The 19073-nt window shown below is 70.4% G+C and carries 22 protein-coding genes; 3 read left to right on the plus strand and 19 right to left on the minus strand.

The features are described from left to right. Positions 1-1121 (minus strand): RNA polymerase sigma factor (locus VMF51_RS08345; protein ID WP_325473951.1); only part of this gene is annotated, 1121 nt, incomplete at its 3' end. A gap of 321 nt (positions 1122-1442) precedes the next feature. Here VMF51_RS08345 and VMF51_RS08350 point away from each other — a divergent pair. The 3 genes from VMF51_RS08350 to VMF51_RS08360 all read left to right on the plus strand — a co-directional run bounded on the left by VMF51_RS08350 (position 1443) and on the right by VMF51_RS08360 (position 3524). Beyond that, entirely contained in the window at positions 1443-1973 is a 531-nt protein-coding gene (locus VMF51_RS08350) for a hypothetical protein (RefSeq protein WP_325473952.1), read from the plus strand. 312 nt (positions 1974-2285) lie between these two features. Beyond that, positions 2286-3254 (plus strand): hypothetical protein, encoded by a 969-nt coding sequence (locus VMF51_RS08355; RefSeq protein ID WP_325473953.1) that lies wholly within the window; start codon positions 2286-2288, stop codon positions 3252-3254. An 81-nt stretch (positions 3255-3335) separates the two neighbouring features. Next, positions 3336-3524 (plus strand): hypothetical protein, encoded by a 189-nt coding sequence (locus VMF51_RS08360; RefSeq protein WP_325473954.1) that lies wholly within the window; start codon positions 3336-3338, stop codon positions 3522-3524. Between the two features lie 257 nt (positions 3525-3781). Here the strand turns inward: VMF51_RS08360 and VMF51_RS08365 are convergent, their stop codons facing one another. From VMF51_RS08365 to VMF51_RS08450, 18 genes are all read right to left on the minus strand, one after another. Beyond that, positions 3782-4165 (minus strand): hypothetical protein, encoded by a 384-nt coding sequence (locus tag VMF51_RS08365; protein WP_325473955.1) that lies wholly within the window; start codon positions 4163-4165, stop codon positions 3782-3784. Beyond that, positions 4162-4689, minus strand: coding sequence for a peptidoglycan recognition protein family protein (locus tag VMF51_RS08370; RefSeq protein WP_325473956.1), 528 nt, complete (start codon positions 4687-4689; stop codon positions 4162-4164). Before VMF51_RS08370 ends, VMF51_RS08365 begins: the two co-directional genes overlap by 4 nt. Continuing rightward, positions 4686-6596: a hypothetical protein gene (locus VMF51_RS08375; RefSeq protein ID WP_325473957.1), complete on the minus strand. Its 1911-nt coding sequence runs from the start codon at positions 6594-6596 to the stop codon at positions 4686-4688. Before VMF51_RS08375 ends, VMF51_RS08370 begins: the two co-directional genes overlap by 4 nt. After that, the gene (locus VMF51_RS08380; RefSeq protein ID WP_325473958.1) at positions 6596-9433 is read right to left on the minus strand and encodes a hypothetical protein; all 2838 of its coding nucleotides are present in this window, start codon (positions 9431-9433) and stop codon (positions 6596-6598) included. The genes VMF51_RS08375 and VMF51_RS08380 overlap by 1 nt, the downstream gene beginning before the upstream one ends. 122 nt (positions 9434-9555) lie before the next feature. Next, positions 9556-9885, minus strand: coding sequence for a hypothetical protein (locus tag VMF51_RS08385; protein WP_325473959.1), 330 nt, complete (start codon positions 9883-9885; stop codon positions 9556-9558). Next, entirely contained in the window at positions 9882-10268 is a 387-nt protein-coding gene (locus tag VMF51_RS08390; protein WP_325473960.1) for a hypothetical protein, read from the minus strand. The genes VMF51_RS08385 and VMF51_RS08390 overlap by 4 nt, the downstream gene beginning before the upstream one ends. Next, positions 10268-10687 carry a hypothetical protein gene (locus VMF51_RS08395; protein WP_325473961.1) on the minus strand — a complete coding sequence of 140 codons (420 nt, stop codon included), beginning with the start codon at positions 10685-10687 and terminating at the stop codon, positions 10268-10270. The genes VMF51_RS08390 and VMF51_RS08395 overlap by 1 nt, the downstream gene beginning before the upstream one ends. A 5-nt stretch (positions 10688-10692) precedes the next feature. Beyond that, on the minus strand, positions 10693-11034 hold the full coding sequence (locus tag VMF51_RS08400; protein WP_325473962.1) for a hypothetical protein: 342 nt from the start codon (positions 11032-11034) through the stop codon (positions 10693-10695). Further along, positions 11034-11405, minus strand: coding sequence for a hypothetical protein (locus VMF51_RS08405; protein ID WP_325473963.1), 372 nt, complete (start codon positions 11403-11405; stop codon positions 11034-11036). Before VMF51_RS08405 ends, VMF51_RS08400 begins: the two co-directional genes overlap by 1 nt. Beyond that, complete coding sequence (locus VMF51_RS08410; protein WP_325473964.1) at positions 11402-11566, minus strand: hypothetical protein; 165 nt, start codon at positions 11564-11566, stop codon at positions 11402-11404. The genes VMF51_RS08405 and VMF51_RS08410 overlap by 4 nt, the downstream gene beginning before the upstream one ends. Then, positions 11566-11778 (minus strand): hypothetical protein, encoded by a 213-nt coding sequence (locus VMF51_RS08415; protein ID WP_325473965.1) that lies wholly within the window; start codon positions 11776-11778, stop codon positions 11566-11568. Before VMF51_RS08415 ends, VMF51_RS08410 begins: the two co-directional genes overlap by 1 nt. Positions 11779-11791: 13 nt before the next feature. After that, on the minus strand, positions 11792-13567 hold the full coding sequence (locus VMF51_RS08420) for a hypothetical protein (protein ID WP_325473966.1): 1776 nt from the start codon (positions 13565-13567) through the stop codon (positions 11792-11794). Continuing rightward, a complete protein-coding gene (locus tag VMF51_RS08425) occupies positions 13560-14792 on the minus strand; it encodes a phage portal protein (RefSeq protein WP_325473967.1) in 1233 nt (410 codons plus the stop codon). The genes VMF51_RS08420 and VMF51_RS08425 overlap by 8 nt, the downstream gene beginning before the upstream one ends. 66 nt (positions 14793-14858) lie before the next feature. Further along, a complete protein-coding gene (locus tag VMF51_RS08430) occupies positions 14859-16364 on the minus strand; it encodes an HNH endonuclease (RefSeq protein WP_325473968.1) in 1506 nt (501 codons plus the stop codon). Positions 16365-16845: 481 nt separating this feature from the next. Then, positions 16846-17151, minus strand: a complete 306-nt coding sequence (locus tag VMF51_RS08435) for a hypothetical protein (protein ID WP_325473969.1) — start codon at positions 17149-17151, stop codon at positions 16846-16848. Next, positions 17148-18473 carry an AAA family ATPase gene (locus VMF51_RS08440; RefSeq protein ID WP_325473970.1) on the minus strand — a complete coding sequence of 442 codons (1326 nt, stop codon included), beginning with the start codon at positions 18471-18473 and terminating at the stop codon, positions 17148-17150. The genes VMF51_RS08435 and VMF51_RS08440 overlap by 4 nt, the downstream gene beginning before the upstream one ends. After that, complete coding sequence (locus tag VMF51_RS08445) at positions 18470-18772, minus strand: hypothetical protein (RefSeq protein ID WP_325473971.1); 303 nt, start codon at positions 18770-18772, stop codon at positions 18470-18472. Before VMF51_RS08445 ends, VMF51_RS08440 begins: the two co-directional genes overlap by 4 nt. Continuing rightward, positions 18769-18975, minus strand: coding sequence for a helix-turn-helix domain-containing protein (locus VMF51_RS08450; RefSeq protein WP_325473972.1), 207 nt, complete (start codon positions 18973-18975; stop codon positions 18769-18771). Before VMF51_RS08450 ends, VMF51_RS08445 begins: the two co-directional genes overlap by 4 nt. Between the last annotated feature and the right edge of the window lie 98 nt (positions 18976-19073).

The raw sequence follows: 19073 nt of genomic DNA on the forward strand, positions 1-19073 counted from the left end.
AGGGGCGTGTGCAGCGAGATGGGCTCGCGGCCGTACTTCTGGACCTCGATGACCTTCTCGGGGGTCATGTCGAGCTCCTTGGCGAGCTCCTCCGGGGTGGGCTCGCGGCCCAGGTCCTGGAGCATCTGGCGCTGCACGCGCGCGAGCTTGTTGATGACCTCGACCATGTGCACCGGGATACGGATGGTGCGGGCCTGGTCGGCCATGGCGCGGGTGATCGCCTGACGGATCCACCAGGTGGCGTAGGTGGAGAACTTGTAGCCCTTGGTGTAGTCGAACTTCTCGACCGCGCGGATCAGACCGAGGTTGCCCTCCTGGATCTGGTCCAGGAACAGCATGCCGCGGCCGGTGTAGCGCTTGGCGAGCGAGACGACGAGGCGCAGGTTGGCCTCGAGCAGGTAGTTCTTGGCGCGGCGGCCGTCCTCGGAGATCCACTCGAGCTCCTCGAGCAGGCTCGGCTTGAGCTTGCCGCCCTTGGCCAGCTTCTCCTCCGAGAACAGGCCGGCCTCGATGCGCTTGGCGAGCTCGACCTCCATCTCGGCGTTGAGCAGCGGGACCTTGCCGATCTGCTTGAGGTAGTCCTTGACCGGGTCGGCGGTCGCGCCGGCGACCATGACCTGCTGCTCGGGCTCGTCGGTGTCGTCGGCCGCAGAGACCACGAAGGTCGCCGACTTCTCGTCCTCGGCGATCGTCGGGTCGGACTTGACGTCCTTCTCGAACTGCTCGTCGGGCAGGTCGGGCAGCACCTTCTTGCCGTCGGGGCCGATGACCGGCTCCGACGCGGGCGCGGCGGCGCTCGCCGGCGCGGCTTTCGCCGCGGCCGCCTTCTTGGCCGGGGCGGCCTTCTTGGCGGTGCTCGCGGTCGTCGTACGACGAGCCGTCGTCGCCGCCACCGCACGGGTCGTGCCCGCGGCGCCGATGTTGACGGAGATGCCGAGGTCGCTCAGGTGCCCGAGCAGAGCCTTGAGGTGTCGAGGCTCGACAGCCGCGTCCTCACTGGCCCGACGGACCTCCTCCGGAGAGAGACTGCCGGTCGGCGCCCCACGGTCGATAAGGGCCACGACGGCCGGGTGCGCCAGCACCTCGGCGGGGATCTTGCGCGCGGTCGAGGACACGTACACCTCTCGTCAGCTGAGCGTGAAGAAAAGACTCGCGGGCGCGGCCAGGCCCGGTGACGTCAAGAGCCGCAGTCACATTCTGCCACGGGGGTCGTGAGGTCCGGGTATCGCCACCCCACTCCCTCGCCCGGGAGTCACCTCGCGTTCACCGGGCGGAGGGCGCCCCTGAGGCCGCCCATCGGGAAGGACGACGCCCCGCTCATGCCTGCGAACGACCGCTTCGCGCAAATCGAGCCGCCAGCCGACTAGACGGCCGACCATGGCGTACGCGTGGAATCGATCTTCTTCAGACAAGGCGACCTTGACGCTCGTAGCCTCCCCGCCATGAGTGAGCAGCACCCTCCAGTCGCCCAACCGCCCTACGGACAGCAGCCCCCTCCGGGCTACTACCCGCCGCCCAAGAAGAAGCACACGGCCCGCAACATCCTGATCGCGATGGGGGTGCTGTTCGTCGTCTTCGTCGGCGGGTGCTTCGCCGTCGTCGGACTCGCCGCCAATGAGGTGAGCGACGCCATCGAGGAGTCCGAGAACGAGACCGGTGGACGCGCGAATCCCGTCGAGATCACTCCCGGCGAGGCGTTCTCTGTGCGCGGGTTCGACTACGCCGCGGGCTGGACCGTCGGGGCCGATGCACTCGGCGACATCCAGGTCGAGAAGCTCAAGGTCACGAACAACCGCGACGACCGCGACAGCGCGCTGGTGGAGATCAAGTTCTGGAAGGGGCAGGAGATCCTCGGGATGACCAGCTGCACCACCGAGTTGATCGAGGTCGGCACGACGGTCGCCCTGTCGTGCCTCTCGGGAGACGACATGCCCAAGAGATACAACCGCGTCACCATCAACGACACCTTCTGAGCAGTCGCGCGCCTCCTCCCTCCCGGAGCGAGGAGGCGCGCAGTTCGCCCGGAGTCAGAGGTCAGACGGCCTTCGCCTTGGCCGCGGCCTTCTTCTGCTTCTTGGACGCCCGCGTAGCGCTTTGCGTTGGTTGCAACGACTCATCGTTGGCTGACCTGCACCAACGCCGTTGGCGGGCGTTGGTTGGATCAGGTCCCGGCGGAGTGTGTTGCGGACTCAGTGCGGACTGTCCGCACGAACTGCAAGCGTGTCGGGATGGTGGATCCCAAGCGGCAGCAGATCGGGCGCCTTGGTGCGCACACGAAGTGGGCGATGACCGAGGACCGCACCGCGGCCACCCAGCCCGCGCGCGACGGCATGATGCGCAAGTTCGAGGACCAGGTCGACCCCGACCGTGTCCTCCCCCTCGACGAGCGCACGAAGCGGGTCGAGTCAGCCCGTCGTGCGCACTTCCAGCGGCTGGCGATGAAGTCGGCCGAGGCACGGCGGGCGAAGCGTGCCGGGCGGGAGGTGGCGCCACGGCCTCCTGAGCGTGCGCGGCGGGACGCGTCCCGCGACGACACCACGTCTGGTGGTGGAGCTGCAACTCCCCCAGGCATGAAGAAGGCCCCTGGAGCTGCAACTCCAGAGGCCCGGTCCCGAGAGGGAAGCAAGATGACTGAGACAGAACGTACTACCCCTGCGCCCGAAGGTGCAACGTGCACGCCATGGTGTCGAGACCACCAGGACCCCGACCAGGACGGCGGCTGGTGCTCGACCGGCAGCATCATCGTCAACGGCCTGGACGGCATCGGCGTGTCGATCGAGAACTCCTGGGGGCAGCCGAAGCTCTACGGGCTCGCCGGCGCGGAGGCCGACTGCCTGACGCTCCAGGGCGCGCGCGAGTTGCGTGACGCCCTGGTGACGCTGGTCGGGCTGGTCGATCCGGTGGGGAAGCCGGAGGCGGCCGAGCCGGCGGCCACCCCGCCCTCAGCGCCCAGCAGTTGCGGTCGGCCGTGGTGCAACATGGACCAGGCCCCCTTGGAGCACGAGTCGTACCACGCGGGTGACGCCGTCGACCTGGCCGACTGGGATGACGAGCACTACACAGGCTGGTCGGGGTGGCTCGTCGAGGACGTCGGCGGCCCGCTGAAGGTCAATGTCGAGGGCGTCGTGTCCGAGGGCCGCTTCGACGCCGAGATCGACGCCGTGCAGGTCTGGATGGTGCTGCAGGCCACGGCCACGCCCGAGGCGCGCGAGGCGCTGACGGCGCTGCTCTCAGGGGTGGTGGACCTGGGCTGACCCACGACACGTCGTACGACGGCCCGCTATCCCCGATCGTGGGGATGGCGGGCCGTCACGCGTCCGGAGTGTGCTGGGGCGATGACCCAACCACCTAGGCGGAAGTCGCGTGACCAGGCGATCGACGACGTGGCCGCGGTGCTCGACGCCTCCGACGACGCGATCGCGCAGATGACCCCCGCCGAGCAGGCAGAGGCGGCGTGGCACCCCGGCTGCGGCCGCACCGTCGCGCAGCTCGAAGCCGAGATCCGCGCCGAGCGAGACCGATGACGGAGCGCACTCGCGCGGACGCGATCCGCCGCGCTGCCACGGCCTACGCCAACGCCATCCTGACCTGCGAGCAGATGACGCCACGCGAGCAAGCCGAGGCGGCGTACGTCCCTGACGGGCCGTCGGTCGACGAACTCGAAGACCGCATCCGAGCTCGTCGTGGGATGACGCCGCTCCCGCGAGGCAGAGCCTGACGTACGACGGCCCCCGCCACCCGGACAGCGAGAACGGGTGGCGGGGGCCGTCAGCTCGAGCCCTCAGCTGGGCGAGGGGTCGCGCGGGCCGGCGAGGCGGATGCGGTCCTCGGCGACCTGCGCGCGGGCGTCGGGGTGGACCTGCTCGTCCCCGATGACGGTGGCCACCGCCGCGCGCATCTTCGCGTCCCCGCGGCCGTTGGCCAGGTCGCTCGTGTCGGCCGCCACCTGCTCGACGCGCTGCTCGACGTTGCCGATCTTCGCCACCGCGGCGATCGCGGCGAGCGTGGGCGCCAGCGAGCCGATCAGGATCGCGATCAGGCTGCCGGGGTTGCCGCCCTCGGGGACGGCGACCGCGATGACGACCACCGCGGCGATGATGAACAGGACGACGGCGGCCATCGTCAGGACCAGGGCGGTGCCGGACACCGGCTTGGGGTTGCTCACTTGGGGCTCCTGTAGGGGTTGGAGGGGTCGAAGGTGCCGGCGCGGATGAGGCGCTGCACGATGGGTCCAGGGCAGGACGTGGGCTCGGGCCGGACCTCGGAGTGGCCGCGGATCCGGCGGGCCTTGGGTGCGATGACGCGGTGGCGCTTCACGCGGCGACGTACGGCCCGGATCATGGCCGGGGTGGGCTCCTCCCCCGGGGCCAGGATCAGCAGCAGCGCCCCGTAGCGCTGGTTCGCCGAGGTGTCGCCGTTGGCGCCCGGCTGGGTGTGCAGGTTGCGGAGGCCGTAGACGTTGCCGTCCTGGTCGATGGCCTCCTGGTAGGCGATGTCGGACCAGCCGCGGTCGTCCATGTGGTAGTCCTGCCAGCCGCGCAGAGCTCGCTTCACGCTCTCGACGCCGCGGACCTTCTTCGTGATCGCCGGCCAGTGCAGGACGATGCCTTCGACGTCGTCGACGTCGGCGCGGCCAGGGCCGCCCTTGGCGGGGCGGGCGCCCCAGGCTCTGCGGCCGTAGTAGGTCATGCTCGGACCTCCCAGGTGAAGGTGACGCTCGTGCCGGTCGGCACGACGGCTCCGGTGGCGAGGGCTCGGGTGAAGACCGTGACCGTGGTGGCGGTGGCGTAGGTCGTGAGTGGGCCGGGGGCGGTGTAGCGGGCCGAGTCGGTGTTCTGGGTGACGCAGAACGTGGGGACCTGGCCGAGGCCGTGGGTGAAGGTCACGGCACCGGAGGCGTTGGTGGTGCCGGTGTGCTCGCCGTAGGCGTGGTTCCGCAGGGTCGGTGAGCTGGGCAGGGGCGGGGCCTGCTGGGGCTGCGCGACGCCGCCCTCGGCGGCGAAGGCGAGCGTGACCCGCCACTTGCACTCGGCCGAGGTCGGGCCTGCGCTGATGGTGTGCTTGACCCCGGTGATGCGGGTGTCGTCGACGATCGTGTTCTGGGTGACCTGGACGCGGTCGTAGAGGTCGAGCAGCGCCCGGCCGGGCACGAGGTGGCTGACCTGGGTGATGGGTAGCGTGATCGAGCTGACCCGGATCCGGGGGGTGGCGTTGGCGTCGAGGATGGCCTGGGCGTAGGCCGCGATCGCCGCGGGGTTGTCGACGGCGCCCTGGATGGTGAACTCCTTCGACCTGATCCCCCACTGCCGGATCGAGTTGTCGTCGCGGTAGGGGCCGTAGGGCACCTCGACCGTGTCCAGCGTGGCCGCGTTCTTGCGGAGGAACTTGACCCGGACCTCGTTGATGCATTGCTCGGAGTCGAAGCTCGACCCGGCGTCGGCGAGGTAGGTGTCTTCGGTGAGCGTGGCCGCGACAGCCGTTGGAAGGGAGGCCCGGTCCCAGACCGCTAGGACGCCGCGGCTGTCGACCCAGGCGTAGCCGAGGGCGGTGTCGCGGGTGATGGCGACCTGGTCGAGGGCCTTGGCGTTCTCGTTGGTCGCCACGACGGTCGCGGCGGGGACCTGGTTGCCGGATCCGTTGACGCTCCAGGGGACGCCGCAGCCCTCCAGGATGTCGGGCAGTTCGGCGATGGTGGCCACGCCGCTGGGGCGGGTGACGTTCGCCAGCGTCGAGACGGCGTCGACGGCCTCGACGGTGATCCGGGCACGGTGCTCGCCGCTGCCGTTGAGGCTGTAGTCGGCGCGGGCCTTCGTGGTGGTGCCGACGAACAGTGGCCGCCAGTCGAGGCCGTCGGGCAGGACCATCAGCCGGACCTTGCGGCCGGGGCGGAGCAGGGTGTTCTGGTCCGGGGCGAGCGAGGCGTCGAGGATGGTGGCGTTGAGGACGCCGACGTTCAGCTCGGCCCGGTCGATGGTGATCTCGTGGGTCGGTCCGAGGATGTTGGTGAAGTACGCAGCAGCAGCGTCGAGGGGGATCGTTGCGGGGTCGGCTCCGGTGGACGTCGCAGCCTGGACTACCGCGACACGGTCCAGGCGGACCGTTCCGGCGCTGGTGGGGTTGCTCCCGGCGCTGGAGCCGTAGAGGTTGTAGCGCAGCCGCACGGCGACCGCACCAGCCGGGACCAGCGCGGCCGGCACGAGGGTGGTGCCGCCGGTGGCCGCCGTGATGGTCGTCAAGGGTCCGGAAGACACCTCCGCGCCGTCGTCGTCGACGAACGTGAACCGCGCTCGGCACCAGAAGTTGCCAGAGCCGCCGGTCACTCTGCGGAAGCGACCCCCGACGTACCGGCCCGGGACGACCGGCAGGTCCTCGGTGGTGAAGTACGACGCGCCGCTGGTGGTGGTGCTCTGGTACTCCAGGACGGGGACAACCGTCCCGTTCCGCACGAGGGTGGTTCCGGGGACCGGGGTGAGGTATCCCCATCCGCCGAGCTCCCCGTCGGTGTTCTGAACCAGGTTGACCAGTTCGCCGGGGGCGGGGTCGCGCTGCACCTCCAGGCGGAGCCGGTCGGTGGTGGTGAAGCTCTGCCCGGCCATCAGACGGCCGCCCACTTCACGCCAGCGGCGCGGGCCGCGTCGATCCAAGCCATGATCATCCGTCCCATCAGGAGTCCCGTGAGCTGTTCTGCCGAGAGCCGCAGCTCGAGCACCTGGGTGCTGCCTGCGGTAGAGCTGGTGGCCTTGGCGTAGGCGTCGAGGGCCGGGGTGCCGAACCCCTGCTGGAGAGCGGTGGCGGCGCGGGTGCCGATGCGGCGCACGTAGGTGTCGTCGAACCCGATGCCGAGGCCGCGGACGCTGTCGGTGGCGATCGCGCGGAAGACCCGCGACGGGCTCTTGATGCCGAGGGCCTTCTTCACGGCCTTGACCAGCTTGTTCGCGAGCCGGATCGCGGCCTTGTCGAGGTTCTTGGCCTGGGCCTCCAGGCCGGCGACGATGCCCTGGGCGGCCTGGACCCCGGCGCCGTGGAAGTGCTGGGCGGTGACGTTGCCGAGGGTCTGCCCCGCGGTGGCGAGCTGGCCCTGGAGGACGTTCACTTCCTGGATGACCTGCCCGCCGCCGGCCAGGAGCGTCTGCGCGGTCCCGAAGCCGCCCTCGACCCCGGCCTCGATGAGCTGCTGCAGCGTGGTCGGGTTGAGCTTGGCCTTGATGAGCTGCTGGATCATCGCGGCGTACTGCTTGGCCTGCTCGACCTTCGCGCGCAGGTTCGCGACCAGGCCGTTGGGGTCCGCGAACCCGGTGCCCTGGCCGAGGCTGGTGATCGACCCGAACGAGATGAACGAGTCCCGGACGCTGGTGGCGTAGTCACGCATCGCCTGCTTGGCGGCGGCGAGGTTGTTCCGCGCGGTCTCCAGCTTGGCGGCGAGCCGGTCCTGGGCGACAGCGTTGGCGCGCAGCGCCTTCTCCTCGTCGGCCAGGCCCTTGACCGCGGCCCTGCGGGCGGCGTTGTTGGCCCGCTCGGCGGCCCGGAGCGCCTTGTCGAGCTGCGCGCCCTTCAGGCGCTTCCGCAGCCGCTTCTCCACGGCCGTGAGGCGGTCGTCGAAGGTCCGGTCGACCAGGGTGGCGACCTTGCCGAGCGCGTTGGAGAGCCGGTCGCTCGCCCCGGAGACACCGACGATGAGACCGTCGACGATCTGCTTGCCGATCAGCGCCATGACCCGCGACGGGGACTTGATGCCCAGCGCCTTCTTCACCGGCCCGGGGATCTTGTCGATGACGTAGGACTGGATCGTGGAGGCGAGCTCGCCGGCCTTCTCCCGGATGCCCTGCAGCAGGCCCGCGATGATGTCGACGCCGGTCTGCAGCAGCATCGACGCGGCACCGGCGAAGGCGCCGGTGATGCGGCCGGGCAGGTTGATGAAGTAGCCGACGACCTTCGCGACCCGCTCGGAGACGCCGCGCTGGAACTCGCCGACCTTGCGCACCGCGTCGACGACCGCGCCGCCGAAGCTGATGACCGCGCCTACGACCCGCGCGACGGCACCGACGACCCGTACGAGGACCGAGACGACGGTGCCAGTGAGGAACCCGGTGAACCGGATCAGGGGCGGGAGGACCTTGCCGAGGATGGCGGCGGCGAAGGTGAGCACGGCGCCGACGACCCGGGCCACGACCACGATGACGCGCTGGATGGTCGGGCGGGCGGCCTCGAACTTGGCCAGCAGAGTCGAGAGGGCCGGGAGGATCCGGGACTGGAGCGTGCCGACCAGGGCCTCGAAGACGGGGCGGAGGTTGGTGGCGACCTTGGCGGCGATCGCGACGACGGCGGGGACGAGGGTGCCGTAGAGAAACCCGGCCAGGCCGGTGACGATGGGGATGACCCGGCCGGTGATGATCTGGGCGACCTGGGTGAAGACGGGGACCAGTCGTGCGGCGAGGTAGCTCGCGACGGCGACGACGGCGGGCAGTACGACGGTCTGGGCGGTGGTGGCGTAGGTCTTGAACGCCTCGACGACGGGGGTGAGCGCGGAGGCGCCGCCACTCATGTCGCGTATCCGGGAGAGCGCGGCCTCCAGGGTGTTGCCGACGATCTCGACGTAGGGCGCGAGGCCGGACGCCGCGGCGGCGACGGTCTCGAACGCCGGGGTGAGGTTGGCGTTGAGGAAGGCCGCGGCCTTGGTGAGGATCGGCAGGAGCACGGCGCCGATGCGGGCCTTCAGGTTCTCCACCTGGGCGCCGAGGCGCTGCTGCTGCCCGGCGAGGGTGCCGGACTCCTTGGCGAACGCGCCCTGGCTGGACTTGGTCTTCTTGAACAGCAGGTCAAGGCGGGCCTGCATCTCGGCCTGCTTCAACGCCTCACCGGTCAGCCCGGACAGGCCCTTGGCCGCGAGGCGGGCCGAGACGTCGGACTGCTTGATCGACACGCCGTAGCGCTCGATCGGGTCAGCCTCGCCACGCATCAGCGAGCTGATGGACTCCACGGCCTCGCGGGTGGTGCCGCCGAACGTGGCGGCCATGTCGGCGGCCCGCTTGTTGAGCTGGTCGGTGAGCTTGGCGGTCTTCGCGATCGGCACCCCGGCACCGGCCAGGGAGGCGCCGACGACGTTGGACAGTTCGCGGTACTCGTTCGCGGACAGCCCGATGGCCTGGGCGGCCTCGTTGGAGCGCTTGATGACGGTGTCGGCGTACTTGCCGAACACGGTCTCGGTGGCACCGAGGGACTGCTGGGCATCCGAGGCCGACGAGACCGACGCGGCGCCGAGCTTCGCCGCGCCGGCCGCCGCGAGCGCGGTGCCAGCGAACACCGCGACACCGAGCGCCTTCCCGGCCTTGCCGACGCGGGCGCTCATGCCCTGCGCCGAAGCCCCCACGGAGGCGAACACCCGCTGAGCGCCCCGGTCGTTGGCCAGGATGCTGATCGCGATGGGACCGGCCACCAGTCACCCCTTCCGCTTGTTCGCTAGCTCGATGAAGACCTCACGCTCGACGTGGGACAGCTGCGGGTAGAGCTCCCACGGCTGACCCGTGTGCAGGCACCAGGCGGCCCGCTCCGCCGCCTTCAGCCGGCGGCGGGCTCGCCTTCCCCCGACGGCGTCTCCATCGAGGCGGGGTCGATCGCCTCGGTGGTCTCGTCGGTGAAGTAGGCGTTGACCGCGGCGATGGTCAGCGCGAGCGCCACCTGACGGGCGTCGGGGTCGTTCAGGCCCTTGCGGCGCTGGTCGACGAAGACGAGGGCGCGCATCACCTGGATCGGCTTGGCCTCGCCGTCGGTGTACGGGTCAAGACCGTCGAAGTGCTTGGCGATCGCGATCTCGTCGAAGCCGGTGAGGGTGTCGAGGAACCCCTCGAGGGTCTCGGGGCTCTGGGGCTCATACGTCTTGGCGCTCATGGGTTCAGTCCTCGCTGTCGGATCTTGGCGTTGATGTCGTCCTCCAGGCGCTGCACCGCGATGGGGCGCATGTCCTGGTCGACGTCCTGCATGAAGCCGGCTGGCTCGATGGAGCGGGCGGGCCAGCCGTAGTTGATGGGGCCGGCGTAGGGCACGGCTGCGGAACCGACCCGCACAACGGCCTTGCTCTTGGCGCGGTTGCCGCGCGCGGTGCCGGCGAGCCGGCCGCTGCGTCGCGGGATCCTCGTCTGGACCTTCTGAGCACCCTCGGCGGCGATCTTGGCGAAGGCGTCCTTCAGGTCGTTGATGTCCAGACCGAGCCGGCGGAGGTCGCGCAGGACCGCATCGAGGCCCTCGACCTTGAAGCCGACTCGGTCTGCCATCAGGCCGCGACCAGCGTGGGCTTCGCGGTGAAGTCCCAGCTGACCTCGACCGACCAGCGCGCGGTCGTCGAGGCGTCCGCGTCGCCACCGAGCAGGGTCCCGTCGGGCTCGGTGATCGTGACGTTGCCCGACCAGTGCTGCTGGGTGGCCGACGCGGCGACGTTGCCGTAGGGCTTGATCAGCGCCGCCACCGTGGTGCCGGGGACGGTCCAGATCTTGTTCCACAGGCCCGTCGCGGCGGTGTCCTGGGTCATGACCATCTTCAGCGAGTAGATCCGCCCGCCGCCGGCCGCGGCCTCGGAGAACGTGGTCTGGTCGCTGTCGGCCGCCCGGGAGACGATCTCGACGTTGAAGACCTGCGCGGTGAAGTCCGTGCCGCCGATGCTCAGCTGGAGCAGGCGTGTTCCGAGAGCAGCCATAGTGGTCAGCTCTCCTCTCTGTGTCCGTTGATGAACAGCGCCGGTACAGGGCCGACGTTGGGGATCTCGATGCGCTGCGGGACAGCGCTGGTGACGGCGAGGTGCGGCGCCAGCTGCTCGATGAGTTGGGGCTGGACGGCTTCGATCCATCGCTCTGCCTGGGCCTGGTCAGCCGGGAGCATCACGACGACGTTCCAGCGCACGACGCCGCCGAACGGGTTCGGGTAGTCCGTGCGCTCCATCCGGATGTGTGCCCGGCCCGCGGAGGAGTCGCCGGTGAAGTACGGCTCGGCGAAGACGCCTTCGACCTGGTTGCACGCCTCGGCGAGGTCGTCACGTGTGCCCATCAGAGGATGACCTTCCGGAACGGGCGCTCCATGCGGCGCACCTCGGGGTCGTTGGCGCTCGGACGTGCGCCGGTCTCGCTGGCGGGGTCGACGCCGAGCGGCAGGTTGCGACGAGCCAGCGCGCAGTGCACGCGCCGGCACAGCGCCTCGGCGAGCGCGGCGGTGTACGGGGCGACGCGGCACGCGCGGGCCTGCAGGTCGGTCTCGGCGTCGAGCACGCGCTGGACCTGGGTGTCGAGGTAGCCGATCGTCCGGTCGTCGTCAGCAGGTGCGCCAGGGACGACGGGCACCTGCTGACGCTCGAGGTACTCCTTGACCGCGGCGAGGTCGGGGACCTCGACGACATGGACCTCGCCGGGCAGGGTGGTCACTTCGCCGTGACCTCACGCTCGCCGAGCACGAAGGTGCCGGGCACGTCGAGGACGTACAGGCCGCCGGTGACGGGCCGCTCGGACCCGTCGGGCCGTCGTACGACGGTGCCCTCGGGAACCTCGACGGTCTCCCCCACTGCGAAGTTCTTCCGCTCGGCCATCAGCTGACCTCCGCGACGTTCACGGTCTTCTCGGTCGTCTTGCCCTTGTCGTCGGTGGTGATGACGACGTGCTCGCCGGCGTGCCGGGCGACGTACGACGCGCGGGCCGTGACGACGGTGCCGTCGGGGAGCCGGACGTAGCCGTTCGAGCGACCGAGCTCGATGGTGTCGCCGACCTTCACCTGGTCGGCCTTGGGTGTGCGGGCAGCCATGTCAGATGCCTCCTCAGGCGGTCGGGTCGTAGGCGATCTTGCGGAGGCCGGTCACGTCGTAGACGACGCCAGCGAAGTAGGCGAAGACGCCCAGGTCCCAGCCCTCGACCTTCTCCTGGAGCTTGTCCAGGCGGGTCAGGCCGGAGTTCCACACGTGCACCGCGAGCGGGTCCGCGACCAGGGAGTTCGACGCGCTCGTCGACGTCGCACCGAGGGACGCGGTCGGCTCCATCCGGTAGCCGGCGAGGTCGATGAAGGAGTACTTCCCGGCCACGCTGCCGTCGCGGTTCTGCGGGTTGATGATCGGGTAGAGCTTCTCGCCGACGGTGTCGCCCGAAAACTGCGGGACGATCGCCCGGGTGAGCGCCTTGTAGAGGTCGACGTGACCGAACGCCTTCACGAAGCGGGACCCGTCGGGGAGGAACTGCAGGTCGACCAGGCCGTCCTCGATCGCGCGGCCGGCGACGACGCCCGTGGCGCCGGCGGCGATGGCCGCGGTGAGGCTGGTGATCGACGACCACGCGGCGGCGATCAGCGCCCCGGTCTTCGTCTCCAGCGCGATCTTGAACGACCGCTCGAACTCGGACCAGACCAGCCCGGAGACCTGCGGGTTGCCGCCCTGGTCGGCGACCTCCCGGGTGATGTGGACCTTGCCCGAGACGGGGACCGGCGTCACGGTCGCGCCGGCCGCGGTGACCAGGTTGGTCGCGGTCGGGTCGGTGCCCTCGGTGTGGTCGCCGACCGCGACCGTGGTGTTGACCCGGTCGAGCTTGGTCCAGAAGAACGGCGTGACGTTGCTCAGCGACCCCTTGTGGAAGGTGTCGTAGAGCGGCGACTGCGGCGTCGGTGCCTGGCCGAGGAACATGTCCGGCCGGTAGTTCGGCTGGTTCAGCTCGTCGACGTTGCCGGTCGTCACGAACTCCGGGGCGCCCGGGGCGCCGTCGGGGGTGAGGTTCTCGGCCGAGAAGTCCTGGACCCGCTTGAACGCGGCCTCGTCGCCGCGGGCCGCGGCCAGCAGGTCCTCCGCGAAGTCGAACCCGGACGGGGCGCCCTCGGTGCCGGCGAAGCGGTAGATCGGCTCCTCACGGACCTTGAACTGCGGGCCGGGGCCGACCGGGAGCTTGATCTTCTCCAGCTCGGCAATCTTCTCGCTCAGCGCCTGGACCTGCCCCTGGAGCTCGACGGCCTCGGCCTGCCCGAAGGTCGGCGCGGTCTCGCAGGTGGTCACACCCTCGGCGTGGACCTTGTCGCACTTGGTGCACTTCATAGTGGTGCCTTCCTCGGCAGCGGATGCCGCCACGCTGGTGATGTGCGCGCCGTCGAAGGCGGGGCGCAGGACGACGGCGCCGCCCGTGATGGTCGCGGCGCCGGGGCCGGTGGGCTCCCGTACGCCGTCCTTGCCGTCGGCGAACTCGCCGCCGACCTCGGCCGAGAACGACCGCAGGATCCGGTCCTCGGCCAGCGCGAGAACCCGGTCGCCCTCGGGGGTCTTCGCGATCTTGACCTTCGCGTGGACGCCGTCGGCCTCCAGGCGGAGCTCCTTCGCGATGCCGACCTGGGCCTCGAGGGTCTCGGTGTCGTGGCCGAAGTTGAAGATGACCGCGACCTCCGCGAGGTCCGGCAGCGCGACCGTGCCGGCGGCGAACTGGTAGCGGGACACCTTCCCGGACACTCGGTCCCGGGCGGGCCGGGAGACGACGCCGAACGGGAGCAGGACTCCGGTCAGGGTGCGGGACTCCTGGTCGACCGCGAACGTGGCGGCCTCGAAGCCGACGATGGTGTCACCCACGGCGGGCGCTCCTCTCAGTGGCGGCGGCCAGCTCAGCCGCCTGATGGGCAGCAGCAGCCGTCACGGCGGCGCCAGCCTCGGCCGGGTCGGGGGTCCCGGTCGGCGCCTTGCTCGGGTCCAGGCCGCGCTTCTCGCGCGCCTCAGCGGGGTCGAGGATCTTCGCCGAAACCAGGACCGAGTCGGTGTGCGCGGCCGAGAGGTCGTCGAGGCGCTCGTACGCCGAGAGGTCGAAGGCCGCGGTGTAGCCGTAGGGGCACACGTCGTCGGCCGACATGCGGCCCTCGATGGCGACCTGGTACGGCCCCAGCACGTCCTCAGTCCGCGCGCGGCGGCGGTCCTGGGCGTTGAAGTAGGTCCGCGACGTGGTCGGGACGCTGAGGTCCTCCGGGTCGATCCCGGTCAGGCGGGCGATCTCGGTGATCGCGAACTCGTTGGCTTCGACCAGCTGCAGTTTCTGCGGGTCCCAGCCGGTGATGTTGTGCTTCACGGCGTTCGGGAAGTAGGCGGCGACCCGTCGACGCTTCGTCTCCTCGTACCGCTCGAGGAACTCCTGGATCTCCTCCTCGCTGCCGAAGGCGTCGACCTCCGGGTCCGAGGACGTGAAGTGCTCCGAGGGCGGGATGCCATCGACGTGCTTCAGCGTCGCGCGCTGCAACGCGATGCAGGCCCGGATGGCCGGCGAGGCATCGAGCAGACCCGGGTTCGGGGAGTCGATCCGGATCAGCCCCGCGACCTCGGGCCACACGGTCGCCGACCCCTGGCCGGGGTAGACCACGATCTTCGGCTGGACGGTGACCGTCTCGGCGTCGAGCTTGTGGGCATGGACCGGCCGGTTGTGCCAGCCGACCTCGGTGGTCCGCAGCCACGACCGGCCGTCGAGCAGCAGGTCCTCCAGCACCCGCGCCCACGTGATCGACGGGACGACGCCCCGCTCGGGCTGCTGGAGCAGGTTCGGCGTGAAGTTGGCTGCGGGCTTGCCGTACGGGTCGACGAACGAGAGCGGGAACTGACCCAGCGAGCAGATGATGTCCCGCGCCCGCTTGACCGCCGGCACCCGCAGCGCGTCAGCCCGGCTGATCCGGCCGGTGCGGAAGATGTAGTCGTCGAGCGTGGGGGTGGCGTACAGCGTCCCGGAGTCGATCTCGACGGAGAACGCCGCCGTCTCCTCCGCAGCGACGACGACGTCAGGACGACGACCCGTCAGCAGCGACCTCAGAACTCCCACGCCGAGGACCGTCCAGCACAGCCCCCGGCGTACGGGGCTCCGTTGCCAGAACCGGGCAACGCGGTGTCACGTTCTGGGCAACACCATTCCCCGGATCTGAGAACCAGCACCGCGCGCCCGCGCCGCGCGCACCGCCCACACCGCCGCCTTCACCGCGTCGGCCCGCCCGGTCGACGCCATGAGCGGCCCGTTGGCGCCGGGCTTCGTGCGGAGTTCGACGACCTGGCCGGCCAGATGCGCGCCGCCGTCGTGCCGTACGACGCCCTCACCGAGCAGCCGCTGAAACTCCTGCACCGCGACGATGACCGGCCCCTCCCCCGCCCGCGAGGGCAGCTTGCCCTTCACCGCCGGGTCCTCCCGCAGAGACGACCCCACGATCGCCCGGCCGCGGTACCCGGACGCCTTCACCACGGCCACCGCGGCGGCGAGGTCCGGGAGGTCCGCGGCGCTGACGACCACCGCGCCGTCGTCGAGCCGCCACGCGAGCGCCGCCGTCACCCCGTCCTCGAACCACGACTCGATCGCCGCGGCCGCCGGCTTCCCCTCCGGCACGCCCGCGACCAGCTCGGCCCACCGGTCAGCGTCGACGAGCTGCTCGCCCTTCACCTTCGGCCGCACGACCAGGTCCCAAACGTTGAGGTACTGGTTCGCCCACGACCCCACCGGGTCCGGGTCGTCGATCGACGGGCCGGCCTCCTGCGCCTCGACCAGCTTCGCCGCCATCTGGTCGCGCCGGTCGTCCGACCAGTGCGCCGACGCCGCCCTCCACGTCTCCTCCGCGAAGATGTCCGCGCCCGGCTCGACACCCCACAGCAGCAGCAGCGTCCGCAGATCGTCGTACGCCAACGCCGCCGCGATCTTCCGCTTCATCAGCGCCGTCGCCTTCCGGTGCGACGTGCTCGTCGTCACGACCTGCGCCGACTCCCGCTCCAGCGCCGCCGGCTCCAGGTCCTCCGAGATCCGCGGCGGCTCGATGTCCCAGCACTCGTCCGCCAGGCCGAGGTGCACGTCGAACGAGTACGCCGTCGTCTTCGCGAGCCAGCGCGCACCGTTCGGGTGCGTGACCCCCGGCTTGTTGTTGTTCTTCGACACCGCCCAGCCCTGGGACTCGCACCACGGCCACGCCCGCTCCTGCACCTCGCGCACGACATCGAGCTTGTTCCCGAAGTGGATGACGGTCTGCCCCGGCTCGAACAACTCGACCCCGCGCTCCATCCGCCACAACGCCACCGATCGCAGTCGCTCCGACTTCCCGATCCGCCGCGTCCCCGACTCGACGACGTTGAACCAGCACAGCCGGCCGTCCTCGTCGTGCTCGAGCTGCCGCACCATCGCGAGCCGCTGCCACCACCGCAGCCGGATCCGCCGAGCCTGCTCGACCCATGCGATCGCCGGCAGCGGTACGACGAACGGCACCCCGCGCCACCCGTGCATGCACGACTCGGCGGCGTACGAGCACACCGCCCGCGGGTGCACCTCCGTCATCGCCAACGGCGGGGCCGCGTTGGCCGGGACGTCGAGGTACGGCCTGAGCCACGCGGGTGCGTTCTGGACGTGATGCGACCACCGCATGCGCGCCGGGACCGTCCACTGGTCGTCCTGGGCCGCCAGGGAGAGAGACGGGAAGGGGCGGGGGCTTCCGCCGTCACGCTGGGCCGGGAGAAAGCCGGACAGGGCTTCGGCGGCGCCGATGGCTCGTTGCTTGGCGGCCGCTTCGCGGGGGCCGCTTGCGTCGCTGCACTTGCGGCATTCGGGGTGCCAGTTGGCGGGGTCGAGGGCAAGGTCAGGGCGTTGCCAGCGTGGCACCTTGTGGCCAACTACCCAGGGTTCGGTGCCGTCGACGATGCGGCCGCACCCTTGGCCGCATGGCAGGGGCAGCCAGGTGGTGACGATCTCTCGGGCCTGGCCGACGACGCGGCCGGACCAGGTGTCGACGCTGGTCACACGCCCACCAGGACGTACCTGCTGCGGTGGTGGTGCTGTTGGCGCAGCAGGGCGAGCAGGGTCCGGACCAGCTGGGCCAGTACGTCGGTGATGTGCTGGAGCAGCAGGATCACGGGGTCTCCCGGTGTGTGGCTTCGCAGGGTGCGAGGGCGTGGCCGAGCAGCACGACGCAGTAGGTGGTGGAGCAGGGGTCGATGAGGCGGCGGTCTCGGGCTTGGTCGAGGGCGCGGCTGACGTACGACTGGCGGTCGAGGGCGAGGACCTTGCGGAGTTCGGCGGGGTAGGTGCGGGCGTGGCCGTGCTGGGCGTTGAGGGTGGCCCAGATGCTGACGCGGAGCCAGGCTGGGTTGCGGTGGTTGTGCAGCTGCTCGACGAGCGACTCGCGGATGGAGTCGCTCGTCGACCCGACCGTCACGACTGATCCCCTGATTGGGCAGGGTCGTCGCCGCCGGGTGGGGTCGATATCTGCCCCTGCCCTATAGGGGCAGTGGGCAGATATGCGCCCACGTCGCCCTGGGCATCGTTGGGCAGGGTGGGCAACATGGCTGCGGATGGGGCGCCGGCCAGGAAGTGCTGGGTGGTCCGGCCGATCTTCGTGCGCCAGATCAGACCCTCGGCGACGAGCGCCCCAACGGCGGCGTCGGTCTGGGGGTTGTGCTTGATTCCGAACTTGTTGACGGCGAGCCGGAGGTTGCTGGCGTTGATCCCGGGCTGGGCGCGGATGGCTTCCAGGACTGCCTCACGGGCGCGGAGTTCCTTGCGGTGCTCGGTGGCCTGTCGGCGGTTGGCGGCGTGCTCGCTGAGGGTCTGGTGCCGGGTGGCGGGGTCGTAGGTGAGCTCGGCCTGGGGCACGTTGACGTCCCGGCCGAAGGCTGAGAAGTAGCGTGAGCCGTCGACTTCGTCGACTTCGGGGTTGTCCTCGTCCTTGTCGCGGACGAGCTTCCAGCTGGCGTCGGGCCAGTCCTTCAGTCGGGAGTCGCCGCGGGCGCGTTCGGCGCCGTGGCCCATGTGGTGCACGACGATCGCTTCGCTGGCGCCGGCCTCTAGGAGTAGCGCGTCGAAGGGCACGAGGAACTTCCCGGCCTCGTGGTTCTCGTCGAGGCCGAGAGCGTCGAGGATGGGGCGAAGGCAGTCGAGGATCACTACGTCGGCGCCGTTGATGTCTCGTGCCCACTCAGTGCGTACGTCGGGGTCGCGGATGTCGAAGGTCTCCAACAGGCCGCGGAGCGCGACCAGGCGCACGGCGGCCTGGTTGCGGATGCCTTGGTCGGTGAGCCAGCTCTGGAGGTTGCGGTCGTCGAGTTCGTCGTCGATGAGGACGACTCGTGCGCCGGGTCGTACGGCGAAGCGGCCGAAGAGGTCGTCGCCGTCGACGAGTGATCGGATCGTGTTGCCGATGGTGGTGGTCTTGCCGGCCTTGAACTGTGCCTCGAGCATGATCCGGCCGCCGGTGGGCCAGACCTTGTCGATTCGGTATGTCGGTGCGTCGAGCGGGCGGGCGAGGAACTCGTCGAGCCGGACCAGCGGCGGGCGAGCGACCCGGGCGCGCTGCTCGGCAGCGAAGCGGCGTTGCGCCTCCTCGCGGGCACGTAGTCGCTCCAGCTCGCGCTCGACGAGACGCTCGTGTTCGGTGGCCTGCCTCTGGCTTTTCTCGTACGCGTCCCACTCGGCGATCTCGTCGTCGCCCGGGCCGCCGGCGGGGGTCACCCAGATCGGTGGCTTGGCGTACTCGGTCACCACTCGTTGTCGACTGCGCGCTGCCAGTCGGCGAGCAGTTCGGGGGTGCCCTCGAGTTCGACGTTGAGGCCGTGGTCGAGCAGTTGCTGTACGCCCTCGTAGGCGGCGTGGTTCTCCCCGCGGGGCGGGAATCCCTCGCGGTGGGTGTCGCCGCACGGCCCGACCGTGGCTCCGAGCCTGAAGGTCACCTTGGTGCCGGCGGGTAGTCCCTCGTAGCTCCAGATCACCGCACGGCGGTCACGGGCGGGAATCGTCGTGAGATCGAGGCCGAGTACGCCGATGAGGCGCCCGCGGCTCACTGGCCAGCCGCCGCGAGGTCGTCGCCGACGGCCTGGTCGAACTGGGCCTCAATCCACGCTTCAACGTCAGACCTGCGGTAGACGACGCGCTTGCCGATCTTGGCGGACCGAGGGCCTCGGTTGACGCTCCGCCAGTACCTCAGCGTGCCTTCCGAGGACCGGACCATTCCGGCGACCTCTTCGGTTGTGAGCAGGTCATCCATGCTGCGCTCCTGTCAGTGGGCTGTTGTTTTCTCAGTAAACGCCAACTCTGGGTGACACGCAACAGGAAGCGCAGTACGCTGCGATTGTGTCTACCGAA

Origin of the sequence: Nocardioides sp., from assembly GCF_035503875.1 — a bacterium.
Classification (GTDB): domain Bacteria; phylum Actinomycetota; class Actinomycetes; order Propionibacteriales; family Nocardioidaceae; genus Nocardioides.